The 26,130-nt window shown below is 71.4% G+C and carries 21 protein-coding genes and 1 tRNA gene; 11 read left to right on the top strand and 11 right to left on the bottom strand.

Features of this window, described 5'->3' with window-relative positions:
- Nucleotides 1-242 precede the first annotated feature (242 nt).
- Together C8K30_RS05830 and C8K30_RS05825 are read right to left on the bottom strand one after the other, a co-directional pair.
- A complete protein-coding gene (locus tag C8K30_RS05830; protein ID WP_199230368.1) occupies nt 243-1,475 on the bottom strand; it encodes a cell wall metabolism sensor histidine kinase WalK in 1,233 nt (410 codons plus the stop codon).
- 13 nt (nt 1,476-1,488) lie between these two features.
- Nucleotides 1,489-2,166 carry a response regulator transcription factor gene (locus C8K30_RS05825; RefSeq protein ID WP_108491984.1) on the bottom strand — a complete coding sequence of 226 codons (678 nt, stop codon included), beginning with the start codon at nt 2,164-2,166 and terminating at the stop codon, nt 1,489-1,491.
- 281 nt (nt 2,167-2,447) lie between these two features.
- Between C8K30_RS05825 and C8K30_RS05820 the strand changes: the two genes are divergently transcribed.
- The 3 genes from C8K30_RS05820 to C8K30_RS05810 all read left to right on the top strand — a co-directional run bounded on the left by C8K30_RS05820 (nt 2,448) and on the right by C8K30_RS05810 (nt 5,992).
- Entirely contained in the window at nt 2,448-3,920 is a 1,473-nt protein-coding gene (locus C8K30_RS05820) for a hemolysin family protein (RefSeq protein WP_108491983.1), read from the top strand.
- The gene (locus C8K30_RS05815) at nt 3,917-4,978 is read left to right on the top strand and encodes a hemolysin family protein (protein WP_108491982.1); all 1,062 of its coding nucleotides are present in this window, start codon (nt 3,917-3,919) and stop codon (nt 4,976-4,978) included. Before C8K30_RS05820 ends, C8K30_RS05815 begins: the two co-directional genes overlap by 4 nt.
- 207 nt (nt 4,979-5,185) lie before the next feature.
- Entirely contained in the window at nt 5,186-5,992 is an 807-nt protein-coding gene (locus tag C8K30_RS05810; protein ID WP_233257006.1) for a M15 family metallopeptidase, read from the top strand.
- A 25-nt stretch (nt 5,993-6,017) separates the two neighbouring features.
- Here C8K30_RS05810 and C8K30_RS05805 read toward each other — a convergent pair whose 3' ends face one another.
- From C8K30_RS05805 to C8K30_RS05785, 5 genes are all read right to left on the bottom strand, one after another.
- Nucleotides 6,018-6,683, bottom strand: a complete 666-nt coding sequence (locus C8K30_RS05805; RefSeq protein ID WP_108491980.1) for a CYTH domain-containing protein — start codon at nt 6,681-6,683, stop codon at nt 6,018-6,020.
- A 66-nt stretch (nt 6,684-6,749) separates the two neighbouring features.
- Nucleotides 6,750-7,310: an STM3941 family protein gene (locus tag C8K30_RS05800; protein ID WP_108491979.1), complete on the bottom strand. Its 561-nt coding sequence runs from the start codon at nt 7,308-7,310 to the stop codon at nt 6,750-6,752.
- 190 nt (nt 7,311-7,500) lie between these two features.
- Nucleotides 7,501-8,394 (bottom strand): TSUP family transporter, encoded by an 894-nt coding sequence (locus C8K30_RS05795; protein ID WP_108491978.1) that lies wholly within the window; start codon nt 8,392-8,394, stop codon nt 7,501-7,503.
- Nucleotides 8,395-8,477: 83 nt separating this feature from the next.
- Nucleotides 8,478-8,753: a hypothetical protein gene (locus C8K30_RS05790; protein ID WP_108491977.1), complete on the bottom strand. Its 276-nt coding sequence runs from the start codon at nt 8,751-8,753 to the stop codon at nt 8,478-8,480.
- A gap of 209 nt (nt 8,754-8,962) precedes the next feature.
- Nucleotides 8,963-9,038: transfer RNA gene (locus tag C8K30_RS05785), tRNA-Arg, on the bottom strand.
- Between the two features lie 231 nt (nt 9,039-9,269).
- Between C8K30_RS05785 and C8K30_RS05780 the strand changes: the two genes are divergently transcribed.
- The 4 genes from C8K30_RS05780 to lysA all read left to right on the top strand — a co-directional run bounded on the left by C8K30_RS05780 (nt 9,270) and on the right by lysA (nt 14,643).
- Entirely contained in the window at nt 9,270-9,866 is a 597-nt protein-coding gene (locus C8K30_RS05780; protein WP_369939370.1) for a SigE family RNA polymerase sigma factor, read from the top strand.
- Nucleotides 9,863-11,497, top strand: coding sequence for a hypothetical protein (locus C8K30_RS05775; protein WP_108491976.1), 1,635 nt, complete (start codon nt 9,863-9,865; stop codon nt 11,495-11,497). Before C8K30_RS05780 ends, C8K30_RS05775 begins: the two co-directional genes overlap by 4 nt.
- A 114-nt stretch (nt 11,498-11,611) precedes the next feature.
- The gene (gene argS, locus C8K30_RS05770) at nt 11,612-13,273 is read left to right on the top strand and encodes an arginine--tRNA ligase (RefSeq protein ID WP_108491975.1); all 1,662 of its coding nucleotides are present in this window, start codon (nt 11,612-11,614) and stop codon (nt 13,271-13,273) included.
- Nucleotides 13,270-14,643 carry a diaminopimelate decarboxylase gene (lysA, locus tag C8K30_RS05765; RefSeq protein WP_108491974.1) on the top strand — a complete coding sequence of 458 codons (1,374 nt, stop codon included), beginning with the start codon at nt 13,270-13,272 and terminating at the stop codon, nt 14,641-14,643. The genes argS and lysA overlap by 4 nt, the downstream gene beginning before the upstream one ends.
- 78 nt (nt 14,644-14,721) lie before the next feature.
- Here lysA and C8K30_RS31185 read toward each other — a convergent pair whose 3' ends face one another.
- From C8K30_RS31185 to aceA, 3 genes are all read right to left on the bottom strand, one after another.
- Nucleotides 14,722-16,482, bottom strand: coding sequence for a M15 family metallopeptidase (locus C8K30_RS31185; RefSeq protein WP_146197365.1), 1,761 nt, complete (start codon nt 16,480-16,482; stop codon nt 14,722-14,724).
- A gap of 301 nt (nt 16,483-16,783) precedes the next feature.
- Nucleotides 16,784-18,670, bottom strand: a complete 1,887-nt coding sequence (gene aceB, locus C8K30_RS05755; RefSeq protein ID WP_233257005.1) for a malate synthase A — start codon at nt 18,668-18,670, stop codon at nt 16,784-16,786.
- Entirely contained in the window at nt 18,670-20,028 is a 1,359-nt protein-coding gene (gene aceA, locus C8K30_RS05745; protein WP_233257004.1) for an isocitrate lyase, read from the bottom strand. Before aceA ends, aceB begins: the two co-directional genes overlap by 1 nt.
- Nucleotides 20,029-20,185: 157 nt before the next feature.
- Here aceA and C8K30_RS05740 point away from each other — a divergent pair, with 157 nt between their 5' ends.
- From C8K30_RS05740 to C8K30_RS05730, 3 genes are read left to right on the top strand one after another with little or no spacing between them, the layout of a single operon-like run.
- Nucleotides 20,186-21,775 carry a helix-turn-helix domain-containing protein gene (locus C8K30_RS05740; protein WP_369939366.1) on the top strand — a complete coding sequence of 530 codons (1,590 nt, stop codon included), beginning with the start codon at nt 20,186-20,188 and terminating at the stop codon, nt 21,773-21,775.
- 58 nt (nt 21,776-21,833) lie between these two features.
- Nucleotides 21,834-22,529, top strand: coding sequence for a response regulator transcription factor (locus tag C8K30_RS05735; protein ID WP_108491972.1), 696 nt, complete (start codon nt 21,834-21,836; stop codon nt 22,527-22,529).
- Entirely contained in the window at nt 22,522-23,610 is a 1,089-nt protein-coding gene (locus C8K30_RS05730) for a HAMP domain-containing sensor histidine kinase (protein ID WP_108492530.1), read from the top strand. Before C8K30_RS05735 ends, C8K30_RS05730 begins: the two co-directional genes overlap by 8 nt.
- Here the strand turns inward: C8K30_RS05730 and C8K30_RS05725 are convergent, their stop codons facing one another.
- On the bottom strand, nt 23,611-24,540 hold the full coding sequence (locus C8K30_RS05725) for a LysR family transcriptional regulator (RefSeq protein WP_108491971.1): 930 nt from the start codon (nt 24,538-24,540) through the stop codon (nt 23,611-23,613).
- 192 nt (nt 24,541-24,732) lie between these two features.
- On the opposite strand from C8K30_RS05725, the gene C8K30_RS05720 reads away from it, so the two are divergent.
- On the top strand, nt 24,733-26,109 hold the full coding sequence (locus tag C8K30_RS05720) for an MFS transporter (protein ID WP_108491970.1): 1,377 nt from the start codon (nt 24,733-24,735) through the stop codon (nt 26,107-26,109).
- Nucleotides 26,110-26,130 lie beyond the last annotated feature (21 nt).

The raw sequence follows: 26,130 nt of genomic DNA, 5'->3' as shown, positions 1-26,130 counted from the left end.
GGGCCAAGGAAGATGGTTCGTCATGTTTCTCGCACCCAGAGCAAAAAGGGGGCAACGTTCGGCCTCGAAGTCGCCAACGCGGCGTTACGGGGTTTGTCGCCGGACGGACAATCTTTGGCGTCTGTGACAGAAATCACGCGACTCCGTCTCACGCTTTGACCGCCCGCGCCACTAGGCTCCTCGGTTTCGCGCGGGCGCCGGCCCGCCCATGCCGGCTCGTTGCGCCGGGTCGCAGCACCTGATCACACCGTGTGCGTCGTCGTGACACCCGGTGCCGGGTGCGCCCGCGCGGGGAGGGTGACCCGCATCGTCGCGCCCTGTTCCGAGTCGACCACCTGGACGTGCCCGCCGTGCAGCTCGACCGCCCAGCGGACGATCGCGAGTCCGATCCCGGTCCCGCCGCTCGATCCGACGGTACTGCCCGTCGTGTCGTCCATCGTGTCGACGACCGTCTCGCCCGAGGTCGCGGTCCTGACCTTGTCGCCCCTGCCTCGGCTGCCCCAGCCGCTCCGGCCGGTATCGCTCCGGCCGGTATCGCTCCTGCTCGCGTCGCCGCGCGGGGCGGTAGTGGGTCCGGTGCCGCGGACGAACCGCTGGAAGATCCGGTCCCGGTCGGCGACGGCGATGCCGGGCCCCTCGTCACTGACCTCGAGCACGACGTCGGCCCCCTCCGTGCCGTCGACGGGGTAGGCGTCCAGGCGGACGACGCCGCCCGGCGGCGAGTGCCGGATCGCGTTCTGCAGCAGGTTGATGACCACCTGGTGCAGGCGTTCGGCGTCGCCCTCGATCACGAGGTCCTCCGGCGTGACGTCGACGACGTAGTGCAGGTCCTTCGCGGCGTCGACCATCTGGAGGTCCTCCGCGCAGTCCTCGAGGAAGTCGCCCACGGCGATCTCGCCGACGTTCAGCGCCGAGGCGCCCGCCTCGATCCGAGAGAGGTCCAGCAGGTAGGTGACGAGCCGGGTCAGGCGCTCGGTCTGCGCGTGCGCCTGCTCCAGCGCGGCCGGGGTGGGCTGCACGACGCCGTCGACCATGTTCTCCAGCTGCGCCTGGAGCGCGGCGACGGGCGTTCGCAGCTCGTGCGACACGTTGGCGATCAGGTCGCGACGGGTCTGCTCGACCGAGGCCAGGTCCTCGGCCATGCGGTTGAACGCGTGCGCGAGCTGCCCCACCTCGTCGCTGCTCGTCGCGCGCACTCGGCGCGTGTAGTCGCCGTCGGCCATCGCCTGGACGGCCTCGGTGATCTCCCGCAGCGGCGACGTCATGCCGCGGGCCAGGACCTGGGTGACCAGCAGCGACAGGATGATCGCCAGGGGGAACGTGCGGCTCGGCCCCAGGGAGGCCTGGAGGCCGAGCCAGGTGATGAGCACTGCGGCCGTCACGGTCGCCGCCACCAGCACGCCGAGCTTGATCTTGAGGGAACGCAGGGGGTCGAGCGGCCGCACGTCGGGGACGCGGGGCACGTGCGGTCTCATCGGAACTCCTGAGCTACTGGTTCGCCGGCGGCTCGAACGCGTACCCGACGCCGTGCACCGTACGGATCAGGTCGGGGCCGAGCTTGCGGCGCAGCGCCTTGATGTGGGAGTCGACGGTGCGCGTGCCGCTGGCGTCCGCCCAGTCCCAGACCTCGGCGAGCAGGCGCTCGCGCGTGAGCACGGTCTTGGGGGAGCCGGCGAGCATGACCAGCAGCTCGAACTCCGTGGGGGTCAGGTGGACCTCCTCGCCCCCGCGGTAGACACGGCGCTGGGCGCGGTCCACCGTGACGTCGCCCATGGTCATGGGCGGGTCCGCGGGGGTGGTCGCGGCGGCCTGGGCCGCGCGGTCGACGCGGCGCAGCAGGGCCTTGATGCGGGCCACCAGCTCGCGCATGGAGAACGGCTTGGTCATGTAGTCGTCGGCGCCGACGCCAAGACCGACCAGCATGTCGGTCTCGTCGTCACGCGCGGTGAGCATGAGGATCGGGACCGGATGGTCGGCCTGGATGCGGCGTGTGACCTCGAGCCCGTCGATGCCGGGCAGCATCACGTCGAGCACCACGAGGTCAGGGCGCAGCCGGGACGCGGCGTCGACGCCGGAGAGGCCGTCGCGTGCTACTTCGACGCGCCAGCCCTCGGCGGACAGCCGCTGGGCGATCGCGGTGGCGATCGTTGGCTCGTCCTCCACCACGAGAACGGTCGCGCTCTGCTGACCGGTCGAGGCTGCGGCAGACGCCGGGCCGGGCTGCTGCGGGGCCCCAGACGGCTGGGGAATACCAGATGACATAGGTCAATCATGCCCGCACCTGCCTGATAAGACACTGAAGCCAGCCTGAGAGTCGGACCAAGAGGCGCTCGGTACGTTGCCCGGCGCGGTGTTCCCGCTACGATCTAACCCACGATGATCGAGCGATATCCCGACCGAAAACCCTGGAAGATACTGGCCCCCCAGAGTGCCCTCCGGAGCGCGAGATGACCGGTGACTGGATCATGGTCGCCGTCGGCGTTCTCCTCACAGCAGGTACTGCTGTCTTCGTGGCCGGGGAGTTCTCCCTCGTCACCATCGACCCCGCCGTGCTCGGCGACTCCGACGACTCGGAGGGAGACAGACCCGGCCGGACCAGGTCTTCTTCCCAGCCTTCTTCCCCGTCCGACTCGCGGTCCACGCACGCTGCCCGGCCCGCGTTGGGTCAGGGTCTGCGGGACCGCAGCGTGCGCACCGCGCTGCGCCACCTCTCGACGGAGCTGAGCTCCGCCCAGGTCGGCATCACGCTGACCACGATCCTGCTCGGCTACACCGCCCAGCCCGCGCTGAACTCCCTGCTGTCGGCCGCGTTCGGCGCGGCATCCGTGCCGACCGCCGTCTCCGCGGGGCTCGCGGGGGTGCTGGCGGTCGTCCTGGTGAACGTCTTCTCCATGGTGTGCGGCGAGCTGATCCCCAAGAACTTCGCGCTCTCGGCGCCCCTGGCCACCGCGCGCCTCGTGGTGCCGGTCCAGCGAGTGTTCACCATGGCGTTCAAGCCGCTGATCGCGGTGCTCAACGGCTCGGCCAACGCGCTGCTGCGCCGCCTGGGCGTCGAGCCGCGGGAGGAGCTGTCCGGGGCGCGGTCCGCGTCCGAGCTCGCCTCGCTGGTGCGCCGCTCGGCCGAGGAGGGCACGCTCGAGGAGTCCGTGGCGACCCTGCTGACCAACTCGATCGAGCTGGACACGCTCAGCGCGCGCGACGTCATGACCGACCGCCTGCGCATGTCAGTGGTGGACCGGGACGCGACGGCGGACGACGTCGTCGCGCTCGCCCGGCGCACCGGCCACTCGCGGTTCCCCGTGATCGGGGAGGACCGGGACGACATCGTCGGCCTGGTGCACCTGCGGCGGGCCGTCGGCGTGCCGCACGACCGGCGCGGCGAGGTGCCGGCGGCCGCCCTCATGGTGGGCGCGCCGCGTGTCCCCGAGACGGTGCGGCTCGGCCCGCTGCTCGTGGAGCTGCGCGGGTTCGGGCTGCAGATGGCCGTCGTCGTCGACGAGTACGGCGGCACCTCCGGCGTCGTTACGCTGGAGGACGTCGTCGAGGAGCTCGTGGGCGACGTCGCCGACGAGCACGACCCCCGGCGTGCGGGCGCCGCCCGCGCCGCAGACGGGTCGTGGATCGTGCCGGGCGTGTTCCGCCCCGACGAGCTCGACGAGTACACCGGGATCGAGGTCCCGGAGGGCGCCGCTTACGAGACGCTCGGCGGCCTCGTGATGGCCGAGCTGGGCCGCATGCCCGCCGTCGGCGACGAGGTCACCGTGGGACACCCGCCCGGCCAGGGCCGGCCCGGGCGCGTCAGACTGCGCGTGGAGGCCATGGACGGCCGCCGCGTCGAGCGCATCCGGGTCCGGCCGCTGCCCGACGGCGGTGCGGCCGGCGCCGACCGGGCAGGTTCCGAGAAGGGGGCGAGCCGATGAGCACGACCACCGCACTCGTCATCGGCCTCGTGCTGCTCGCGGGGAACGCGTTCTTCGTCGGCGCGGAGTTCGCCGTCATCTCGGCGCGCCGCAGCGCCATCGAGCCGCTCGCCGCGGCCGGTGACCGGCGCGCCGTCACCGTCCTGTGGGCGATGGAGCACGTCTCGCTCATGCTCGCCTGCGCGCAGCTGGGCGTGACCGTCTGTTCCACGGGTCTGGGCATCGTGGCGGAGCCCGCCATCGCGAGCCTCCTCGAGGGGCCGCTGCACAGCATGGGCGTGAGCGAGGACCTCACCCACCCGATCGCGCTGGTCATCGCGCTGTCCCTCGTCGTGTACCTGCACGTGGTGCTCGGCGAGATGGTGCCGAAGAACCTGGCGGTGTCCGGTCCGGACAGGGCGGTCATGTGGTTCGGGCCCCCGCTGGTGTTCCTCGGCCGCGTGCTGCGGCCCGTCATCGTCGCCCTGAACTGGATCGCGAACCACGCGGTGCGGCTCGCGGGCGTGGAGCCCAAGGACGAGGTCAACTCGGCGTTCACCGCCGAGGAGGTCCAGTCCATCGTGGAGCACTCCCAGGCCGAGGGCGTGCTGCGGGACGAGCAGGGCCTCCTGACCGGTGCCATCGAGTTCTCCAACCGCACGGCGGGCGACGTCATGGTGCCGGTCGACGACCTGGTGGCCCTCGACGAGACCAGCACGCCCGACGACGTCGAACGGCTCGTGTCGAAGCACGGCTTCAGCCGGTTCCCCGTCGTGACGCGCCGGCCCGAGGGCGACGAGCTGGTCGGGTACCTGCACCTCAAGGACGTCCTGTACGCGACGGGCCCCGCTCGGTTCGAGCCGGTGGCGGTCTGGCGCGTGCGCGCGCTGGCCGCCGTCGCGCCGGACGACGAGGTCGAGGACGCCCTGCGCGTCATGCAGCGCTCGGGGTCGCACCTGGCGCGGGTCGAGGGCCCGGCGGCAGATGGTGCGGCGGGCGAGCTCCTCGGCGTCGTCTTCCTCGAGGACATCCTGGAGGAGCTCGTGGGCGAGGTGCGCGACGCCATGCAGCGCCGTTGATCGGGCATTTGTTTACCAGGCGCTGGTAATCCACAGACCGGGGTTGGCAGGTCAGCCGACCCCGGTTAGTGTCTCGTGCAGACATACCGCGAGGGGCCGCGGACACCTGACAACGGAGGACCTGTGGAGTCCACGGCTGTAACGAGTACGCAGCCCGCCCTCACGACGCGCCGCGCGCGGCGTGAGGCGGAGCAGCACACTCAGGCAATGCGCATGCAGGCGGCGCGGAGGACGACGTCGTTCGACCGGCTGGTCACCGGAGTCACTCCCAGCGTGTCCAAGAGCTCCAGGCCGACCTCCTCGGTGCCCGCCGGGCAGCGCTTCATCTCCCGGGCAACGGTGATCGGCACGCTGGCCGCCGCGACCATCGCGGCGCCGCTCGTGCAGGCAGCGGACCAGCCGGGCGAGTCCCCGTTCGACGTCGAGGCGCCGCCGACCGGGCCGACCGTGCTGGACCTCGTGACGCAGCCCGTCGAGCGGCCCGCGGCCTCCGCGTCGGTGGTGCGTGCCGAGGCGATCACGCGGCCCGAGTCGGCCGCGAGCCGTTCCCTCGACCGCAGCCCGCTGCCGAACTGCGACGTCAACGCCCCCGTCGACGGGACGAACGGCGCGCTCGCGGACCACTCGCTGTGCGAGCTGTGGCAGGCGGGGGAGTACCTGCGGCCCGACGCCGCGATGTCGCTCAGCGCGCTCAACGAGGCGTTCCGTGCGTCGTTCGGCCGTGAGATGTGTCTCGTCGCGAGCTACCGCACCTTGGACGCCCAGTACGCGATCCAGGCGTCGCGCGGCTGGTACGCCGCCTCGCCGGGAACGTCCATGCACGGCTGGGGCCTCGCGATCGACCTCTGCACCAAGGAGACCGGCGACAGCGACGTCTACTCGTGGCTCTGGGCCAACGCGCCGTCCTACGGCTGGCAGAACCCCTCGTGGGCGCAGCTCGGCGGCAGCAAGTACGAGCCGTGGCACTGGGAGTTCGTGTCGGGCGTCGTCGAGAAGGGCGAGTGGCACGGGTAGTGCGTCGCCCGGCTTGAGGTTCCGCTCAGAGGCGTAGGTGGGTGTTCGGCCCGAAGTCCTGGCGGAACATCGGCCCGTCGCTCGCGAGCTCCGCGGCGAACGACGGCGCCCACGCGCTGTACGGCTCCATGGCGAGCGACTCGTTGGAGAACCGGCGGTCGTCGGTGATCTCGGTGACGCAGAAGTCCGGGATCTGCAGGCTCGTGACCGGGCCGGAGCGCTCGCACTCGGCCACCACGAGCGGATGGTTGGCGCCGCCGAAGACGTCGATCGACCAGCCGTCTGCCCCGAGCCACGCGGCGTACCGGATCTTGACGATGGGGGCGCCGCCGCGGCGGACCAGCTCGACGCCGACGCGCGGGTCCAGCTCGCGCTCCGCCTCGTAACGGGTGCCGCCGACGGCCGGTCCCTTCACGGTGACGGCGGCGAAGTCGATGTCCGGGATGTGCGCCCGGAGGAGCTCGGCGGGATCGGTGTCGGCGGTCAGGTCGGCGTCGATGTCACCGGCCTGGACGCGGACGCGGAGGGCGTAGCCGTCGTCGGCCAGGAAGTAGGACTGGACGATGAGGGCGGGCGCGTCCCGGAGCTCGGCCGGGAGGTCGCGCACGAAGAACCGGCGCTCGAACTCGAAGTCGGCGTAGCCGCGGTCGGCGTCGGCCGCGGCAGGCTCGTCGAAGCGATCGTCGCTCATGAGAGGTCCCTTGCCCTGCTCGCACGCGTGCTCGGCAGATGATTCTCGGCGGATGGTCCTAGAAGTCTACGCAACCGGCTTCGTGCGGGACGGGCGACCGGCCACGAACTCGCTCAACGCCGCCGAGAGCTCCTCCGGGCGGCTGTCGATGCTCCCCGGCTTGAGCACCACCGGCGTCCCGACCAGGAGCGAGTTCACCGACGCGGCGATGCGCCGGACGAACGTCCGCTGCCGGCCGACGACCGCCCTCGGGTCCGCGACGTCCACGGCGAGCACGCGCCGGAAGGCCAGCCGGGTCTCGCGGACGCCGGTGACCTCGGACCACAGCACCTGCTCGACGCCGAGGTTAGGCAGCCAGTCGGTGAGGCCGTCGTCGTCGAGCGTGAGGACGGGCCAGGTCGGGAGCAGCAGGCGGCGCACCACGATGAGCCCCAGGCCGGTGAAGACCAGGACCCCGATCGCGCTCGCGGACACGGCGAACAGCGCGAGCGGTGAGCCGCTGGTCTGCGCGACGTCGAAACCGAGTCGCGCGGCGACCGCGCAGAGCACAACCAGCGCGAGGGTGGCGAGGGCGAGCGTGAGGACGTGCGCACGGGACGGGTAGAAGTCCACGGACTCGTCGGGCATACCGGGACACTATCGGCACTTGGGATGTCACCGGTAGCCCGCGTGCGAGCGGCGGAGTGTCGCCGCAGGTGGCGGGTCCCCCGCCGTCCGCTGATCGAGGTTCAGCAGGCTGCGGACGGCCGTAATGGGCCCGACTACGGCTCGTCCTGACCTGCTGAACCTCGGTCAGCTCGTGTATGGACCTGGCGCGTCAGGCCAGGAGGAGTCGCGCGCCTGCCGCGGCCGTGGCGATCAGCACGACCGTGCTGAACACCGGGCCCGAGATGCGGTGCGCGACGAGACGGCCGAGCAGCAGGCCCGCGACCATGCCGGGCAGGAGCACGAGGGACACGTGGAGCGAGTCGGCGGAGACGAGCCCCAGGCCCGTGCTGAACGGCAGCTTGGCGACGTTCACGGTGAGGAAGAAGAGCGCGACGGTGCCGAGCAGGCCGGCCCGTGAGACGCCGGTCCGGAGCAGGTACAGGCTCATCGGTGGACCGCCCGCGTTCGCGATCATTGTCGAGACGCCGGCGGTGGCGCCGAGGGCGGTTCGTGCGATCCGGTCGCGTAGGCGGGTGGGGGTGGGGACGACGCCGCCGTCGGGCACGGGTCTCTCGGCTGCGCCGGCCGTTGGACCGCTTGCGGGACTGCTCACCGGACCGGTTGCTGAGCCGGACGGCGGGCTGCCGCCGGGTGGTGGGTCTGCTGGTGGGCGGCGTCGGCTCCGGCGGGCCGCGAGCTGCCGCACCAGGTCGCCAAGGCCGGCGAGGAGGAGCAGCGCCCCGACGATCCGGGCGCTGACGTCCGGGGGAGCCCAGCGCAGGGCGGCGAAGCCGACAGCGATCCCCAGGGCGACGCTGGGGATCAGGCCCCGCAGGATGTGCCACCGCACGTTGCGGCCGTACGCGCTGACGGCGACGAGGTCGCCGACGATCAGCAGCGGCAGCGCGACCCCCGCGGCCTGGACGGGCGGAAGCACCGAGGCGATGACGGCAGCGCCGAACGCGCCCAGGGGAGGCAGCCCGGTCTTGGCCAGACCCATGAGGAGCGCGGCGATCGTGCCGCCGATGATGACGGGAACCGTGAGGTCCAGTGCTGTGTCCATGGCGAAGCGGACTCTACGACCCGGCGGGCGGACGCGGGGAACAGTGCTCCGCCAAGGGCTACACGATCACGACCTTTGCCCTGCTACCGGCCATCAAACGGCACTCGCTCCGAGAGAAGCCAATCGCCGTAGGTCCGCAACACCGGTCCCTCCGCCGAGGATCGGATCAACAGGACTCCGTACTGGACTTCCTCGAACCCGGTCCCGCCGGAGTTGATCAGGTGCGTGACCCCTTGGGACAGCACGACCCGCAGAACCCTCGTGCCCGTCTCCGCGAAGGTTCCGGGGCCCTTGACCTGGGTGAGGTACTTGTCGTCGCCGGTTCCCTCGACGACGAAGTAGTAAGTCCCGAGAGCCATCTACGTTCCCCTCTTCTCCCCGCGCGCCCGGTGCGCCGCCAGAGTCATGCCGTCGAACGTACGGCGGCTCACCGACATTAGCCCGACGGGAGGCGCTGCCATGTCGGGCGCCACCTTGCACGGCAACTGTGGTGTGGAACAGCCTGGAACCTGGGGCAGCAAAAGGGCCCCTCATCTGGTGTTCTGCCTGGTGAGGGGCCCTTTTCGGGTGGTGCGCCTGAAGGGATTCGAACCCCCGACCTTCTGCTCCGGAGGCAGATGCTCTATCCACTGAGCTACAGGCGCGTGGCCAACATCCAGGAGCTGGAGCTCACCGTGTCGGCCGCAACGAGACTACCAGGTGCCGGGCCAGGGGCGTGCATCGATATCTGTGACGAACGGCGACTGGTGCGCCTGCTCGCACCATCAGGCAACCTTCTCTGGGTCGCCTGCGTCTGTGTGCCGTGAATCTACGAAGAGCCCGACCCTTGCGGCGTACGGACGGGTACGCGGCCGACGACGAACGAGGTGGTGGACGTGGTGAGTGACGACGCGGCGGTCCTGGACGACCCTCGGGCCACCGTGGTGACCACGGGCACTCCGGCCGAGCGGTTCACGATGTTCGCCAGGGACCGATCACCCGAGCTGTCCCGCATCGCCTATCTGCTGTGCGGCGACGTGCACCGGGCCGCGGACCTGGTGCAGCTCGCGCTGGAACGGACGTACCGGGCCTGGAACAGGGTGGGCGACGGCGATCCGTTCGCCTACGCCCGGAAGGTGATCGCTACCGCCCGGATCGACACCTGGCGGCGGACCAAGCGTGACGTGCTGGTGGCCCCGGCAGACCTTCGCCCGGGTTCCGCATCGGACGGCACGCAGCACGTCGTCGACCGCGATGAACTGGTACGGGCACTACGACAGCTCCCGACAGGGCAGCGGCGCATCGTCGTCCTGCGGTACCTGCTGGACCGCACGGAGAAGCAGACGGCCGAGGACCTGGGGATCTCCGTGGGCGCCGTGAAGTCGGGCGCGTCGCGCGGCCTCGATCGGCTGCGGGAGGTCCTTGGCAAGGGAGACCCACGATCAGCGACGGCGACGAACGACACGACCTCGCGGAAGGAGGCGCAGCGATGAAGGAACAGAGCGACACCCTGGTGAAGCTGATCCACGACGCCGCGGGTCAGGTCGGGCCTTTGGACGGGATCGATGGTGAGGCGATGGCACGGCGGGCGATCCGCCACGAGCGTGCGCGTCGAGGTGTGATCGGGGGCGCTGTGGTCATCGTGCTGGCGGCCCTGGGCACGGCAGGGGCGGCCTGGTTTGCCGAGCGACCGTTGCTTCCGGCGCTTCTGCCGTGGGTGCGCGACGCCTCGGCCGAGGTTCGCTCGGACGGCCTGGTCTTCGAGGTGCCGGACGGCTACGAGGAGTTCACCATCACGGGGGACCCGATGTGGGGACTCGACCCGGTGATCCCGGATGAGCAGGACATGGATCAGGTCGCGCATGCGCCCTCGTGGGTAGCCGTGGCGCCTGCGGAGGACGCGCCGCTCGCCGGCGAGCTGGTCGGTAACCCGGTGACCGAGGTCGACGTACCCGGAGCCGTGGCCGCGCGCTGGTCCTGGTACCTGGCGGGGGACGTTTCCGTCCCGGGATTCTGGGAGCGGGGGACGGGAGACGGCGACTTCGTGGGCGAGCTGGACGTCCAGCTCGGCGACGGAACGGTGGTTCGCCTGACCACGAGCCTGACGGATGACGCCACGCCGCAGGACACCTTCGAGCGGCTCGTCGAGACGGTCCGGATCGACCCGGAGTACGAACCCGAGACGCTGCCCATGATCCCCCAGGAGGACCTGCCGCTCCTCGAGGCGCGTGACGTGCCTGCGTCATGGCGGCAGGCGGAGTTCCACGGTCTGGAGTACGCGGTCCCTGGGGACTGGGAGGCCGTGGGCGCTCCCGGAGTAGAGGAGAACCCAGGCGACACGCTGGTCCTCAAACGGCCGGACGGCAAGGTGGAGCTCCAGATGGAGCTGACCGACCATCTGATGTACCTCGACAACGCCCAGATGGCCGCCGAGTACGCCGAGCTCGGCGAGGGCCTTCCGGACTACTACCGCTTCGAGCTGGCGGACTCCGACGTGTCGCAGGTCCGGATCGAGCGTTTCGACGGCGAGTACCAGGCCTACATCGAGGTGCGTCGAGCCGGCGGTCGGAGCTACACCGTGAACCTCTTCGGCCGCCCCGGTGCCCGGGACCTTGACGACGACCTCGCCGCGACCCTCGGCAGCCTCGGCTTCACCGCGGCGTCGAAGGACGGGGCTGCTGCCTACGACGACCTGGATCCCGCGGACCCGTTGCTGCAGGACCCGCCGTCGGGCTGGGAGCCGGTCACATTCGAAGGTCTCCGCGTGCGGTTGCCGGAGGAGCTGAAGAGCGCGGAAGGGACGTGGGGGATCTGGACCACCGACTCCACTGACTCCTGGGAGGACCTGTCGATCACCCTCTGGGATGTGGAGGCGCACGACCAGCCCATCGACCTCAATGAGAACGGGTACCGGTACGAGCCGCCCGGCACAGCGCGTGGGACCGTGACCGTCGAGACCAGCACCGAGACCGGCGAGCCGACCTTCCTGGGGCGCGCCACCTTCCACCTGACGGCCGACGGGCGCAAGGCGTTCGAGGTCCGGTACGAAGGTTCGGGAGCGACCGAGGAACGGTGGTGGCAGATCCTCGCGTCGCTGGACGCATCCGATCTGACCGCGTCCTGACCTCTGCGCGACGCCGGCCGGTGCACCCAGGTGGATCGGCCGGCGTCGGACATCACGTTCCCGGCCTGTGGAAAGCGTGGGCCTCGTGTCGGCGCTCGCCCGTAGAATCGATCCGTGACCCCCACAGAGCTCTCTGAAGCGCTGAGCGCTGCCCTTGCCGCGGCTGTTGCCGACGGCACACTCGCCCTGCCCGCCGACGCCGTCCCGGCGTCGGTCCACGTGGAGCGACCCCGGCAGCGAGAGCACGGGGACTGGGCCACGAACGTGGCCCTGCAGCTCGCGAAGAAGGCGGGCACGACGCCGCGCGCGCTGGCGGAGGACCTGGCCGCGCGCCTGGGCGCGACGCCGGGCATCAAGTCCGTGAGCGTGGCCGGCCCGGGCTTCCTCAACATCACGCTCGACGCCGCCGCGGCGGGCGAGCTGGCGCGCACGATCGTGGAGGCGGGCGCCGCGTACGGCCGGGGTGAGGCCCTGACCGGCCAGGTGATCAACCTGGAGTTCATCAGCGCCAACCCGACCGGGCCGCTGCACATCGGGCACACCCGGTGGGCGGCGCTGGGCGACTCGCTGGGGCGCATCCTCCGTGCCGCAGGCGCCGAGGTGGCCGCCGAGTACTACATCAACGACGCCGGCGCGCAGATGGACCGCTTCGGCGAGTCCGTGCTGGCGCGCGCCACGGGCGGCGAGGTGCCCGAGGGCGGCTACCGCGGCGAGTACGTCAAGGAGCTCGCGGCCAAGGTCCTCGCCGACCGCCCGGACCTGCCCGAGCTGCCGCGCGACGAGGCCGTCGCCGTCGCCCGCGAGGCCGGCTACGCGCACCAGCTCGCGGAGATCCGCGAGGTGCTGGAGAACTTCGGCGTGCACTTCGACGTCTGGTTCTCGGAGCGCGACCTGCACAATTCTGGCGCCGTCGAGAAGGCAGTGGCCCGCCTGCGGGAGCAGGGGCACGTGTTCGACCAGGAGGGTGCGGTCTGGCTGCGCACCACGGACTTCACGGACGACAAGGACCGCGTGATGGTCCGGGCGAACGGCGAGCCCACGTACTTCGCCTCCGACGCCGCGTACTACCTGTCCAAGAAGGACCGCGGGTTCCCCGGCAAGATCTACCTGCTGGGCGCGGATCACCACGGGTACGTCAACCGCCTCAAGGCCATCGCGGCCTGCGCCGGGGACGATCCGGAGACGAACATCGAGGTGCTGATCGGCCAGCTCGTCAACGTCGGCGGCGCCAAGCTGTCCAAGCGCGCGGGCAACATCATCGAGCTGCGCGACCTGGTCGACTGGATCGGCAGGGACGCCGTCCGCTACTCGCTGGCCCGCTATCCCGCGGACACGCCGCTGGAGCTGCAGGGCGAGGACATGATCAAGCAGTCCAACGACAACCCCGTCTTCTACGTGCAGTACGCGCACAGCCGCACGGTCTCGATCGGGAACGTGGCGGCCGAGCGTGGTGTGCGCCGGGCGGACGGGTTCGAGCCCGCGCACCTGTCGCACGCGTCGGAGACGGCGCTGATCGGGCGCCTCACCGAGTTCCCGCGGATCGTGGCCCAGGCCGCCGAGCTGCGCGAGCCGCACCGCGTGGCCCGTTACCTCGAGGCCCTCGCCGGCGACTTCCACGCCTGGTACAACGACGACGAGAAGCTGCGCGTCACCCCGTACCCGGACGAGGAGGTCACGGACGAGCACCGCGCCCGCCTGTGGCTGAACGACGCCGTCCGCACGGTCCTCGCCAACGGCCTGGACCTGCTGGGCGTGAGCGCACCGGAGCGGATGTGACGGGCGCGCCCTGGTCCACGGGCGTCGGGCGGCTGCCCGACGGCGCGGTGGCTGTCGCGGGCGTCGACGTCCGCGACCTCGCAGCCGAGCACGGCACGCCCGCGTACGTGCTGGACGAGGCCGACTTCCGCATGCGCGCCCACGCCTACCGCACGGCGTTCGAGGCGGCGTTCGGCGCGGTCGGCGCGGGAGTGGACGTGTACTACGCCGGCAAGGCGCTGCTCACCGTGGCCGTCGCGCGCTGGGCGCGCGAGGAGGGGCTGCGGGTCGACACGGCATCCAGCGGCGAGCTCGCTGTCGCGCTGCGCGCCGAGGTACCGGGCGCGGAGATCGGCCTGCACGGCAACAACAAGTCCGACGCCGAGATCCTGCGCGCCCTGGATGCCGGGGTGGGCCGGATCATTGTGGACTCGCTGGTCGAGATCGAGCGGGTCGCGCGCCTCGCGGCACAGCGCGGAGTCGTGGCGCCGGTGATGGTCCGGGTGACCACTGGTGTGCACGCGGGCGGGCACGAGTACATCGCGACGGCCCACGAGGACCAGAAGTTCGGGCTGTCGGTCAACGCGGTGGGTAGTGCAGGCCGGCCGAGCGAGAGCCCCGCGATGGTCGCGCTGCTGGAGGTGCTGAAGCACCCCGAGCTGCGGCTGCTCGGCATTCACTCGCACATCGGCTCGCAGATCCTCGACCCGGACGGGTTCGAGGCCGCCGCACGCGTGGTGCTGCGCCTGCGCGCCGACCTGGCCGAGCGGTCGGGCGTGCTGGTCGACGAGGTCGACCTCGGCGGCGGCTACGGCATCGCCTACCTGCCGGGCGAGGTCGCGCTCGACCCGGAGCGGGTGGCGAAGGACATCGCGCAGTCGGTGGCCGGCGTGTGCCAGGAGCTGGGCACGAGCCTGCCGCGGTTCTCGATCGAGCCGGGCCGGGCGATCGTTGGCCCCGCAGGTCTCACGCTCTACACCGTCGGCACGGTCAAGCCGGTAACGGTCTCGGCCGACGGCGGCGCGGACTTCATGCGCACCTACGTGTCGGTCGACGGCGGCATGAGCGACAACATCCGCCCCGCCCTGTACGGGGCGGCGTACCACGCGGAGGTCGTGGGCCGGGCGTCCGCGGCCGAGACCGTGCTGGCGCGCGTGGTGGGCAAGCACTGCGAGTCCGGCGACATAGTGGTGCACGAGGTGCAGCTCCCGGCCGACGTCCGCGCGGGCGACCTGCTCGCCGTCGCCGCGACGGGCGCCTACGGGCGTTCCATGGCGTCGAACTACAACATGCTGCCCCGCCCGCCGGTGGTCGCGGTGTCCGACGGCGCCTCGCGCGTGCTGGTGCGCCGCGAGACCGAGGACGACCTGCTGGGCCTCGACCAGGGCTGAACCGCCGAGCTGGTTCGGCTCGGCCCTGGTCGGCGCTGTGCTCAGCCCATGTCGGCTCGGCCCTGGTCGGCGCTGTGCTCAGCCCTCGTTGGCGCTGTCCTTGCCGGTGCTGTCGGCGCCGAGCAGGCCCCCGACAACTCCGCTGACGACCCCGTCGACCGCGTCAACGGTTCCGTCCAGCGTGTCGTCCACCGCCTGCACGGTGTCGTCCACAGCGGCGTCGACGGGGTCGTCGTCGGATCCCGGGTTCTCCGCGGGCGGGTCGGCCGGTGCGGGCTCGGCCGGTTCGTCGTCCTCGGGCGCGGGCACGGGCTTGGCCGGCGCCGGCTTGGCGGGGGCCGAGGGCTCGTCGACCGGCTTCGAGCCGCCGTCCGCGCCGCTGGTCCCCGGATCGGTTTCGGCCGGCGTCCGTCCGGCGGCGGGCAGGAAGTCCGGGCTCGCGGGGTCGATCGGGCTCGTCGGCGTCGCAGGCGCCCAGGTGCCGACGTCGGACGGGTCGATGGCGCGGTTCGGGATGGACCCGGCCGCGAAGAACTCGAAGTGCCACGGCTCGGGCTTCGCGCCGCCGAGCTGCGCCCATGACGGGTTGTCCCAGCCGTAGTCGGGGCCGTGCAGGCGCAGCCAGACGTACTCGGGAGAGCTGCCGCCCGCGATGGGGTCGCCCAGGTCGATGGCGAGGCCCCAGCCGTGGTTGGACGTCCCGGGGATCGCCGCGAGGTGCGGCTTGGTCCCCTTGACGGCGACCTGCATCGCGTAGGAGCGGTACGAGTCCGTCAGCGGGATCGGGTAGCCGAACTCCTTCTCGAACTCGGCGCTGAGCGCCGTCAGCCGCTCGGCCGCGTCGCAGCGCAGCAGGTGGCCCGGCGCGAACTCCAGCGGGCACAGCACGTCGGCGGGGATGCGGCCGTTCGTGTAACCGGCAGTGGAGTCACCGTAGGCCGCAACGGTCTCCAGCAGGTTCCGGCGCAGCGACGTCCCGGCGTCCGGCAGGGTCTCGATCAGTGCGGTGGGCGACGACGGGTCGAGCATGTTCGCGAGCCGCATCGCGGCGACGGCCACCTCGGAGAAGGCCACGTAGCCGGGTCCCTGCTCCTCGGCGTGCGGCCGGGACACGGTCCGGTCCTGCGTCTCGGACGCCGCCCGGGCCGGGGCCGGGATCTCCGCCGGGGGCTCCTCCGCCCGGGCCGAGCCCCGCTCAGGGTTCCCGGTCACGAACCGCGACACCGGCTCGGCCGACACCGTGGCGTCTGGCACCTCCGAGCTGCCCGCTTCGCCCGCCGTCGGGGCGCTCTGGACCCGCAGCGGCTCGTCGGCCTCGGCGAGCGCGAGCTGCTGGGCCTGGTACGTCGTGTAGAGCATCCCGAGCTCTGCCGCCGCCTGCGCGACGCCGGGGCCGAGCGACGGGTCCTGCCGTAGCTTGCGCTCGGCGCGGTCCAGCACCGCGAGCACCTGACCGACCGTGACCCCCTCCGGCGTGGTCCGGACGGTGCGGCCGTCCTGGCGCACGCCGCCGAGCCGGACTGATGCCTGGCCGGTACCCGCCTCCGTGCGGGACGCCGTCGTACCCGATGCCGTGCTCGCCACCGAGCCCGATGCCAGCGGGCCCGACGTCGGCACGCTCGCCGACGCACTGACCAGGACCCCGCCGGTCACCGCCAGGGCGACGGCGCCGGTCCAGGCGTTGCGAGCATGCCGGCTCACCGCTGTGCGGCGCTGGTCCGTTCCGCCCTTGCGCAGAAACGCTGCGCCGGCCTGGTGCTCGCTCGGCTTCCGCCGGCTCGGTTCGGCATTACCTGCCTCGGCACCGTTCCGCAGGTGCCCATGCCGCTTCTCAGTCACTGGTCAACGCCCCCTAATGCCCTGGCCTGTCTGCGACAGCAGCGCCCGAGCTGCCGCACCGATGCGGGTTCTTGCTGCAGGGTGCGGCCCCGGTGCCGTCCGTCCAAGGACGCCCAGGGTAGCCATACTGACGTCCCACGCAACAACCAGTTTTTCTGAAATGTACCGTCCCGGTTCTGCCCTGCGATCCGAGCTTCGCGCGAAGAAACCCGACGCCGAGCCGGCCCGACCCCAGGGGTGGTGGGGGGAGAGAGAGGGGCCGGCCCGGCGTCGGGCAGCTTGGAGTTGACCGACGCCGGCCTCAGGGCCGATCGACCGGCGAGCCCACCAGGTGCCCGTGGTACGCAGGGTTCGTGAGGAACACCGGGAAGTCGTCCTCGAGGGCGACGGCGCGGAAGATCGCGGCCGCGTCGTCGATCCGGTTCCCGTGGCCGTGCGGCAGCAGGGCGACGACGTCGAGCAGGATCGCCTCGACGCGCTCGCGGGTCACGGGCAGCTGGTCGTCGTCGGTGAGGGTGCCCGAGGCGATCCACTGCCACACCTGCGACCGCGAGATCTCAGCGGTGGCGGCGTCCTCCATGAGGTTGTCGAGCGCTGCGGCGCCGGTGCCGCGGAGCCATGCGTCGATGTAGCGGACGGCCACCGAGACGTTCGACCGCAGGCCGGCGGACGTCACGGTCGCTCCGGCACGGCGGGCCGACGCGATGTCGAGCAGCTCGTGCTGCCCCACGGCGACGTCGGGCCGCTGGCGCGAGACCTGGTTGGGCGCGTCGCCGAGCACCGCGTCGAACTCGGCCTCGGCCACCGGGATCAGGTCGGGGTGGGCGACCCAGGTGCCGTCGAAGCCGTCGCCGGCCTCGCGCTTCTTGTCCGCGGCGACCTGCTGGAACGCCTGCCGGGTGACCTCCGGGTTGCGGCGGTCCGGGATGAACGCGCTCATGCCGCTGATGGCGTGTGCCCCCCGCTTGTGGCAGGTGGCGACGAGCAGCTCGGTGTACGCCCGCATGAAGGGCGCGGTCATGGTGACCTGGGCGCGGTCCGGCAGCACGTACGACTCACCACGCGTGCGGAAGCACTTGATCACCGAGAACAGGTAGTCCCAGCGGCCGGCGTTCAGCCCCGCGCAATGGTCGCGCAGCTCGTAGAGGATCTCCTCCATCTCGAACGCCGCGGGCAGCGTCTCGATGAGCACGGTGGCCCGGACGGTCCCGCGGGGGATGCCGAGCGCGTCCTGCGCGACCTCGAACACCTCGTTCCACAGCCGCGCCTCCTTGTAGCCCTCGAGCTTGGGCAGGTAGAAGTACGGGCCGCGGCCGCGGGTGATGAGCTCGGCCGCGTTGTGGAAGAAGTAGAGGCCGAAGTCCACGAGGCTGCCCAGGGCGCTGCTCGTGATGCCGTTCGCGTCCGTGTAGCGCAGGTGGGCCTCGTCGAGGTGCCAGCCGCGCGGGCGGAACACGATGGTCGGGAGGTCCACGAGGTCAGTCGACCGCAGTGTGTACTCCTTGCCGCCCTCACTCGTGAAGCTGAGCGTGCCGCGGATCGCGTCGTGCAGCGCGAGCTGCCCCTCCACCACGTTGGGCCACGTGGGGCTGGAGGCGTCCTCGGCGTCGGCCAGCCAGCACCGGGCGCCGGAGTTCAGCGCGTTGATAGTCATCTTCGGGTCGGTGGGACCCGTGATCTCGACGCGGCGGTCCTCCAGGCCGGGCGCGCGGCGCGAGCCGGCGACCTGCCAGTGCGGGTCGTCGCGCACCGGCCGGGTGGAGGCCCGGAAGTCGGGGTCGCTGCCGTCCGCGATGTCCTGACGGCGCAGCTGGCGCTGCGCGATCAGCTCGTCGCGGCGGGCGTCGAACCGGTCGTGGAGCAGGGCGAGGAACGCCAGCGCGTCCGGCGTCAGGATCTCGCCGTACCGCGGCCCGACGGGGCCGGTCACGGTGATCACGCCCCGGCGGGCGCCGGTCCCCGACGCGGCCACCCCGCCGTTCGGCAGCGTGCTGGGGGCCGAGCTCCGGGGCACGGGCGCCGGGACGGGCGCCGGTGCGGGAGCGGGGGCGGACGGCGGGGTGGCCGCGGTGCGGGCCGCCGGGGCGGACGACCGGTGGGCCGCCGGCGGGGTGCCGAGCCCGGACAGGCCGGCGTCGGCGTCGTAGGGGCTGGTGCCCTGGGCAGGTGTGTCGATGGTGGTGGTCATCAGAACTGCGCCGCCTCGGTGGAGCCGGCCAGGGCGGTGGTCGCCGAGTCGGGGTTGAGCGCCGTCGCGACGCGGTCGAAGTAGCCGGTGCCGACCTCGCGCTGGTGCTTGGTCGCGGTGTAACCGCGCTCCTCGGCGGCGAACTCGGCCTCCTGCAGCTTCACGTACGCCGTCATCTGCTCGCGGGCGTAACCGTGGGCGAGGTCGAACATCGAGTAGTTCAGGGCGTGGAAGCCGGCCAGGGTGATGAACTGGAACTTGAACCCCATGGCGCCCAGCTCGCGCTGGAACTTCGCGATGGTGTCGTCGTCCAGGTGCTTCTTCCAGTTGAACGACGGCGAGCAGTTGTAGCTCAGCATCTGGTCGGGGAAGTCGGCCTTGACGGCCTCGGCGAACTTGCGCGCGAGCTCGAGGTCCGGCGTGCCGGTCTCCATCCAGATCAGGTCGGAGTAGGGCGCGTAGGCCTTGGCGCGGGCGATGCACGGCTCGATGCCGTTCCGCACCTTGTAGAAGCCCTCGTTGGTGCGCTCGCCGGTGATGAACGGGCGGTCGCGCTCGTCGACGTCGGACGTGATCAGGGTCGCCGCCTCGGCGTCGGTCCGGGCGATCACGATCGACGGGACGTCGGCGACGTCGGCCGCGAGGCGGGCGGCGTTGAGCGTGCGCACGTGCTGCTGGGTGGGGATGAGCACCTTGCCACCCAGGTGGCCGCACTTCTTCTCCGAGGCGAGCTGGTCCTCCCAGTGCACGCCCGCGGCGCCCGACTGGATCATCGACTTCATCAGCTCGTACGCGTTGAGCGGGCCGCCGAAGCCGGCCTCGGCGTCGGCCACGATCGGGGCGAGCCAGTCGCGGGTGGGGGTGCCGTTCTCGGAGACGTCGATCTGGTCGGCGCGCAGCAGCGCGTTGTTGATGCGGCGGACCACGGCCGGCACCGAGTTGGCCGGGTAGAGCGACTGGTCGGGGTAGGTCTGGCCCGAGAGGTTCGCGTCGCCGGCGACCTGCCAGCCGGAGAGGTAGATGGCCTGCAGGCCTGCCTTGACCTGCTGCACCGCCTGGTTGCCGGTCAGCGCCCCGAGGGCGTTGATGTAGTCCTCCTCGTGCAGCTGGCGCCACAGGCGCTCGGCGCCGCGGCGGGCGAGGGTGTTCTCCTCGCCGACCGAGCCGCGCAGCGCGATGACGTCCTCGGGGGTGTAGGTGCGCTCGATGTCGGCCCAGCGGGGGTCGGACTCCCAGGACTGCTGCAGCTCCGCAGCGGTCTGCACCTGGTCGCCGGTGCGCACGGGGGTCGCCGCGGTGGCCGCGGTCGTCTCGGACGCAGTGGCCTCTGACGTGTGATCGATCGTGGGTGCGCTCATGGCGGGTCTCCTTCTCGGGGCGGAACGTGGTCACCGCGTCTGCCGGGTGCCGTGTAACGACCTTCTGCCCTGCGTTACCCACTTCTCAAGCAGAACCGAGTAGAAGAACTTGAGTTCTTCTGTTGATCGGAAGCCCTCCCGTATGTCACCCTCGGGCATGGCAGGAACCACTGAAAATCGCAGAACCGCGCGAAACGCAACATCTTCGCGTGCCACGCAGAGCGGACGGACCGGTCGCTCGACGGCGGCGGGTGCGACGACGGGTACAGCCGCGGCCAAGGCGGGCACGGCTGCGGTCCCAGCGGCCGACGCCGAACCGGACGCCCTCACGATCGGACGCCGCATCCGGTTCCTGCGGACCAGCAAGGGCATGACCCTCGAAGACCTCGCCTCGGCGATCGATCGGGCTCCGTCGCAGATCAGCACGCTGGAGAACGGCAAGCGCGAGCCCAAGTTCTCCCAGCTGCAGGCCATCGCCCGGGCGCTCGGCGCGGGTGTGGACGACCTCCTGTCGACGGAGGCGCCGTCGGAGCGCGACGGGCTGGAGATCGAGCTCGAGCGGGTGCAGCGCGGCCCCTTGTTCGCGTCCCTCGGGATCGAGGGCGTGCGCATCGGCAAGTCCCTGCCCCACGACGCGCTCGGGACGATCCTGGCGCTGCACCGCGAGCTGGAGCGGCTGCACACCGAGCGCGCGGCCACGCCTGAGGAGGCCCGCCGGGCCAACGGTGAGCTGCGCGACGAGATGCGCGCCAAGGACAACTACCTGCCCGAGCTGGAGCAGGTGGCGAAGGAGCTGCTGGCCGACGTCGGGCACACGTCCGGGCCGCTGCCGCAGCGCATGGCCGCCGAGATCGCGGCGCACCTGGGCTTCACGCTGCACTACGTGAGCGACCTGCCGCACTCGACGCGTTCCGTCATCGACACCCGGAACCGGCGCGTCTACCTGCCGTCCAAGGGGTTCCGGGGGCGTTCGAACACCCGGTCGGCGCTGCTGCAGGCGCTTGCGTCCCACGTGCTCGACCACACCGAGCCCGGCGACTACGGCGAGTTCCTGCGCCAGCGCGTCGAGGCGAACTACCTGGCCGCGGCCCTGATGGTGCCGGAGAAGCCGGGCGTGAAGTTCCTGCGCGACGCCAAGGACGAGCGGGAGATCGCGATCGAGGACCTGCGCGACGCCTTCGGGGTGTCGTTCGAGACCGCTGCGCACCGGTTCACGAACATCGCCACGCGCCACCTCGGCATCCCGGTGCACTTCATGAAGGTCCACGAGTCGGGGATCCTGCACAAGGCGTACGAGAACGACGGCGTGCGCTTCCCGTCGGACGCCCTGGGCGCCGTCGAGGGCCAGCACGTGTGCAAGAAGTGGACGGCGCGCCAGGTGTTCGACGTCGAGGACCGGTTCAACCCGTACGCGCAGTACACGGACACGCCGTCGGGCACCTACTGGTGCACCTCGCGGGTGGAGAACACCTCGGACGGCGCGTTCTCCGTGTCGGTCGGCGTGCCGTTCGCGCACGTCAAGTGGTTCTCCGGGCGGGAGACCACCGTACGGTCAGCCTCGCGGTGCCCCGACGAGTCGTGCTGCCGGCGTCCGCCCGAGGACCTGACGGCCAAGTGGGGCGACTTCGCCTGGCCCTCGGCGCGGCCCCACGCGTCGATGCTGGCCGCGATGCCCTCGGGCGCTTACCCCGGGGTGGAGACCACCGAGGTCTACAAGTTCCTGGAGCGGCACGCTCCCGAGGACTGACGGCGGGCACGTCGTTTCGCTACGCCCACGATATGCGCCCGCTCGTAGCATCGGGAGCATGCGTGTCTTGGTCGTCGAGGACGAGCCCCTCATGGCGCAGGCCATCCGTGACGGGCTGCGCCTTGAGGCGATAGCGGCCGATATCGCCGGTGACGGCGACACCGCCCTGGAGCTGCTGAGCGTCAACGCCTACGACGTCGCCGTCCTCGACCGCGACATTCCCGGGCCCTCGGGTGACGAGGTCGCCGAGAGCATCGTCGAGTCCGGGAGCGGTCTGCCGATCCTGATGCTCACCGCTGCCGACCGGCTTGACGACAAGACCTCCGGGTTCGGGCTCGGCGCCGACGACTACCTCACCAAGCCGTTCGACCTGCGCGAGCTCGTGCTCAGGCTCAGGGCGCTCGACCGCAGGCGCGCGCACAGCAGGCCGCCCGTGCGGGAGATCGCGGGCCTGCGTCTGGACCCGTTCCGCCGCGAGGTCTACCGGTACGGCCGGTACGTCGCGCTGACCAGGAAGCAGTTCGCCGTGCTCGAGGTTCTCGTCGCCGCCGAGGGTGGCGTCGTCAGCGCCGAGGAGCTGCTGGAGCGGGCGTGGGACGAGAACGCCGACCCGTTCACCAACGCCGTGCGCATCACCGTCTCGGCGCTGCGCAAGCGCCTCGGCGAACCCTGGATCATCGCCACCGTGCCCGGCGTCGGCTACCGCATCGACACCCGTCCGGACGCCGGGCATGAGGGAGCGGGCCGTGGATAGGCAGCCCGGGTTGAGCGTTCGCCTCAAGCTCACCCTCAGCTACGCCGGATTCCTCATGCTGGCCAGCGCCCTGCTGATCGCGGTTGTGTGGGTGTTCCTGCTGCGTTACGTGCCTGACAGCGAGGTCATGTACGGCCCGGGAGGGTTCATTCCCAACCGGTCCGACCTCTGGCGCGCTTTCGCGCCGCGCGCGGGCACGGCGCTGATCTTCCTGCTGGTGTTCGGCCTACTGGGCGGGTGGCTGCTCGCCGGCCGGATGCTCGCCCCACTGGACCGCATCAGGGACGCCACGCGGAGGGCCACGAACGGTTCGCTCTCCCACCGGATCGAGCTGGAGGGCCGCAACGACGAGTTCCGCGAGCTCGCCGACGCCTTCGACACCATGCTCGCGCGGCTCGAAGCACACGTCGCCGAACAGCAGAGGTTCGCGGCCAACGCCTCCCACGAGCTACGCACCCCGCTCGCGATCTCGCAGACCCTGCTCGACGTCGCCCGCAACGATCCGGACCACCGCACCGGCGAGCTCGTCGAGAGCCTCCACGCCGTCAACGCCCGGGCGATCGACCTCACCGAGGCGTTGCTCCTGCTCAGCCGCGCCGACCAGCGATCATTCGCCCGGGAGCACGTCGACCTGTCCCTCATCGCTGAGGAAGCCGCCGAGACGCTCCTCCCGCTCGCGGAGAGACGCGGCGTCACCGTCGAGGCCTCCGGCGACATCACCCCCACCGTCGGCTCGCACGCGCTCCTGCTGCAGATGACGACCAACCTCCTGCACAACGCGATAGTCCACAACCTCTCCAGGCACGGCGCCGTCTGGGTCAACACCGCCGTCGGCCCCGGGGCCGTCCTGCTCACCGTCGAGAACACCGGCGAGAGGCTCGCTCCGCAGCTCGCCTCGACACTCACCGAACCGTTCCAGCGCGGTACCGAACGCATCCGCGGCGACCATGCGGGTGTCGGCCTCGGTCTGGCGATCGTCAAGAGCATCGTCCAGGCCCACGACGGAACGCTCACCGTCGTCGCCCGCCCCGCAGGCGGGCTCCGCGTCACGGCGCAGCTGCCTGCCGTGCGCGGCGGGTAGTCAGGCGCCCGGCCGGAGCCCCAGCATGCGGTCCTCCTGCCGGGTCATCTCCTCGGCCAGCACCCGTACGACGGCGGCCACCGCGGGCCGGCGCCAGGACTCGCTGCGGATCACAGCCCAGTAGGGCAGCCGCTCGGTCACCTCGTCGGGCAGGAGCCGCACCAGGTCGTCGTGCCGGTCGGCCATGAAGCAGGGCAGGAACCCGAGCCCCGCCCCGGCGCGCGTGGCCTCGACGTGCACGAACACGTTGGTGGAGGCGAGCGCGTCCCGCATGCCAGGTACCAGGCGGCGCGGCGCGTCGAGGTCGTTGACCTGGAGCATGGAGTCGACGAAGTAGACCAGCCCGTGCCGGGACATCTCGGCGACCGTGGCCGGCGTGCCGTGCCGCGCCAGGTAGTCGCGCGAGCCGTACATCCCGAGCACGTACTCGCCCAGGCGCACCGCCTTGGCCCGCTGCACGCTCAGGTCCCCGACGACGACGTCGATGTCGACCCCCGAGCGGTGGTGCGTCGCCACGCGGGTGACGGTGACGAGCTCCACGGACAGCTCGGAGTGCTCGCCCCGCAGCCGCGCGATCGCGGGGGAGGCGACGTACGCGCTGAACCCGTCGGTCGCCGTCATCCGGACGACGCCGGTGATGGGGTCGGCCTCGTTGTCGCCGGCGACGAGCCGGTCGACGGCGTCCGACACCGCCTCGCCCGCACGCGCCGCGCGCAAGCCCAGCGCCGTCAGCTCCCAACCGTCCGCGCCACGCACCAGGAGGCGCCCGCCGAGGGCGCGCTCCAGCGCGGTGATGTTGCGGGCGACGGTGGTGTGGTTGACGCCGAGCGCCTGCGCCGCCGTCGTGTACCGGCCGGTGCGGGCGACCTCAAGCAGCACCAGGAGCTGGTCGGCTACCTGGCCGGCCGGCGGGTCGTTGCGGGCTGGCATGCGGCGACGCTACCAAGCCGCGGCGCCGCAGCGGGCGATGTCGTGGGCGATGTGGCGGGCCACGAGTGTGCATTCGTGCACACGGCGTCTGCCCACTTCGTCATTGCTCCGCCCGCCGTTTCCCCGAAACACTCTGCAGGTCAACGTGGCCCCCAGTCACATCCCGTGTCAGAGTCGACACCTAGGAGCAGCATGTCTGCACAGCAGAGTGCACAACAGAACGCCGGCGCACCGGAAGACCGGTCGCTGATCAGACGCATCGTCGCCGCCTCGATGGCGGGCACCGTCGTCGAGTGGTACGACTTCTTCCTCTACGCGACCGCCTCCGCGCTCGTGTTCAACAAGGTCCTCATGCCCGAGACGGGCAACGAGTACGACGCGATCATCGCGGCGTTCGTGACCTACGCGGTGGGCTTCCTCGCCCGTCCGCTGGGCGGCGTCATCTTCGGCCACCTGGGCGACAAGCTCGGGCGCAAGCACACGCTGCAGTTCACGATCCTGCTCATCGGCGTCGCGACCGTGCTGATGGGCTGCCTGCCCACGTTCCAGCAGGTGGGCTTCCTCGCCCCGGCGCTCCTGGTGGTGCTGCGCTTCGTGCAGGGCGTCGCGCTCGGCGGGGAGTGGGGCGGTGCCGTCCTGCTCGTGGCCGAGCACAGCAAGGACGACGAGCGGGCCCGCTGGACGGCGTGGCCGCAGGCGGGCGTACCCGCCGGCAACCTGCTCGCCACCGTCGTGCTCTACACGATGTCCGCCACCCTGACCGACGCCGCGTTCCTCTCCTGGGGCTGGCGCGTCGCGTTCTGGCTCTCCGCCGTGGTCATCGTCATCGGCTACTACGTGCGCACCAGGGTCTCCGACGCCCCGATCTACGAGGAGGCGAAGGCCGAGATCGACGAGGGCACCAAGGGCTACGGCGTGCTCGAGGTCATCAAGCGCTACCCCCGCGGCGTGCTGACCGGCATGGGCCTGCGGTTCGCGGAGAACATCCTGTACTACCTCGTGGTGAGCTTCTCGATCGTCTACCTCGGCACCGCGCTCGGCATGGACACCACGCGCATCCTCGGCGTCGTCGCGGCAGCGCACGCCTTCCACTTCCTGGTGATCCTCGTCGTGGGGCGGCTCGCCGACAGCATCGGCCGTAAGCCGCTGTACGTGACCGGCGCCGTGCTCGGCGCGACCTGGTGCTGGTTCGCCTTCCCGGCGATGGACACCCAGAACACGTGGTTGATCCTCGCCGTCCTCATGGCCGGCCTGCTGTTCCACGCCCTGATGTACGCGGTGCAGCCGGCGATCATGGCGGAGATGTTCCCCACGCGGATGCGGTACTCCGGCGTCTCGATCAGCTACCAGGTGACGTCCATCGTGGCGGGCTCCATCGCCCCGATCCTGGCCACGACCTGGCTCAAGGACACCGGGTCCTGGTGGCCCACCGCCGTCTACATGGCCATCGCGGCCGCCGTCACCCTGGTCGCCGCGCTCGCCCTGCGCGAGACCCGGGGCGCCTCGCTGCACGACCTCGACGCCGCTGACCAGGCACGCGAGCGGGCGCTCGTGGTGCAGGACGACTGAGTGGTTCCGGGCCGCCGGACG

The sequence above is a fragment of the Promicromonospora sp. AC04 genome, from assembly GCF_003058225.1.
Classification (GTDB): Bacteria; Actinomycetota; Actinomycetes; order Actinomycetales; family Cellulomonadaceae; genus Promicromonospora.
This window is presented reverse-complemented; position numbering and strand designations above follow the sequence as displayed.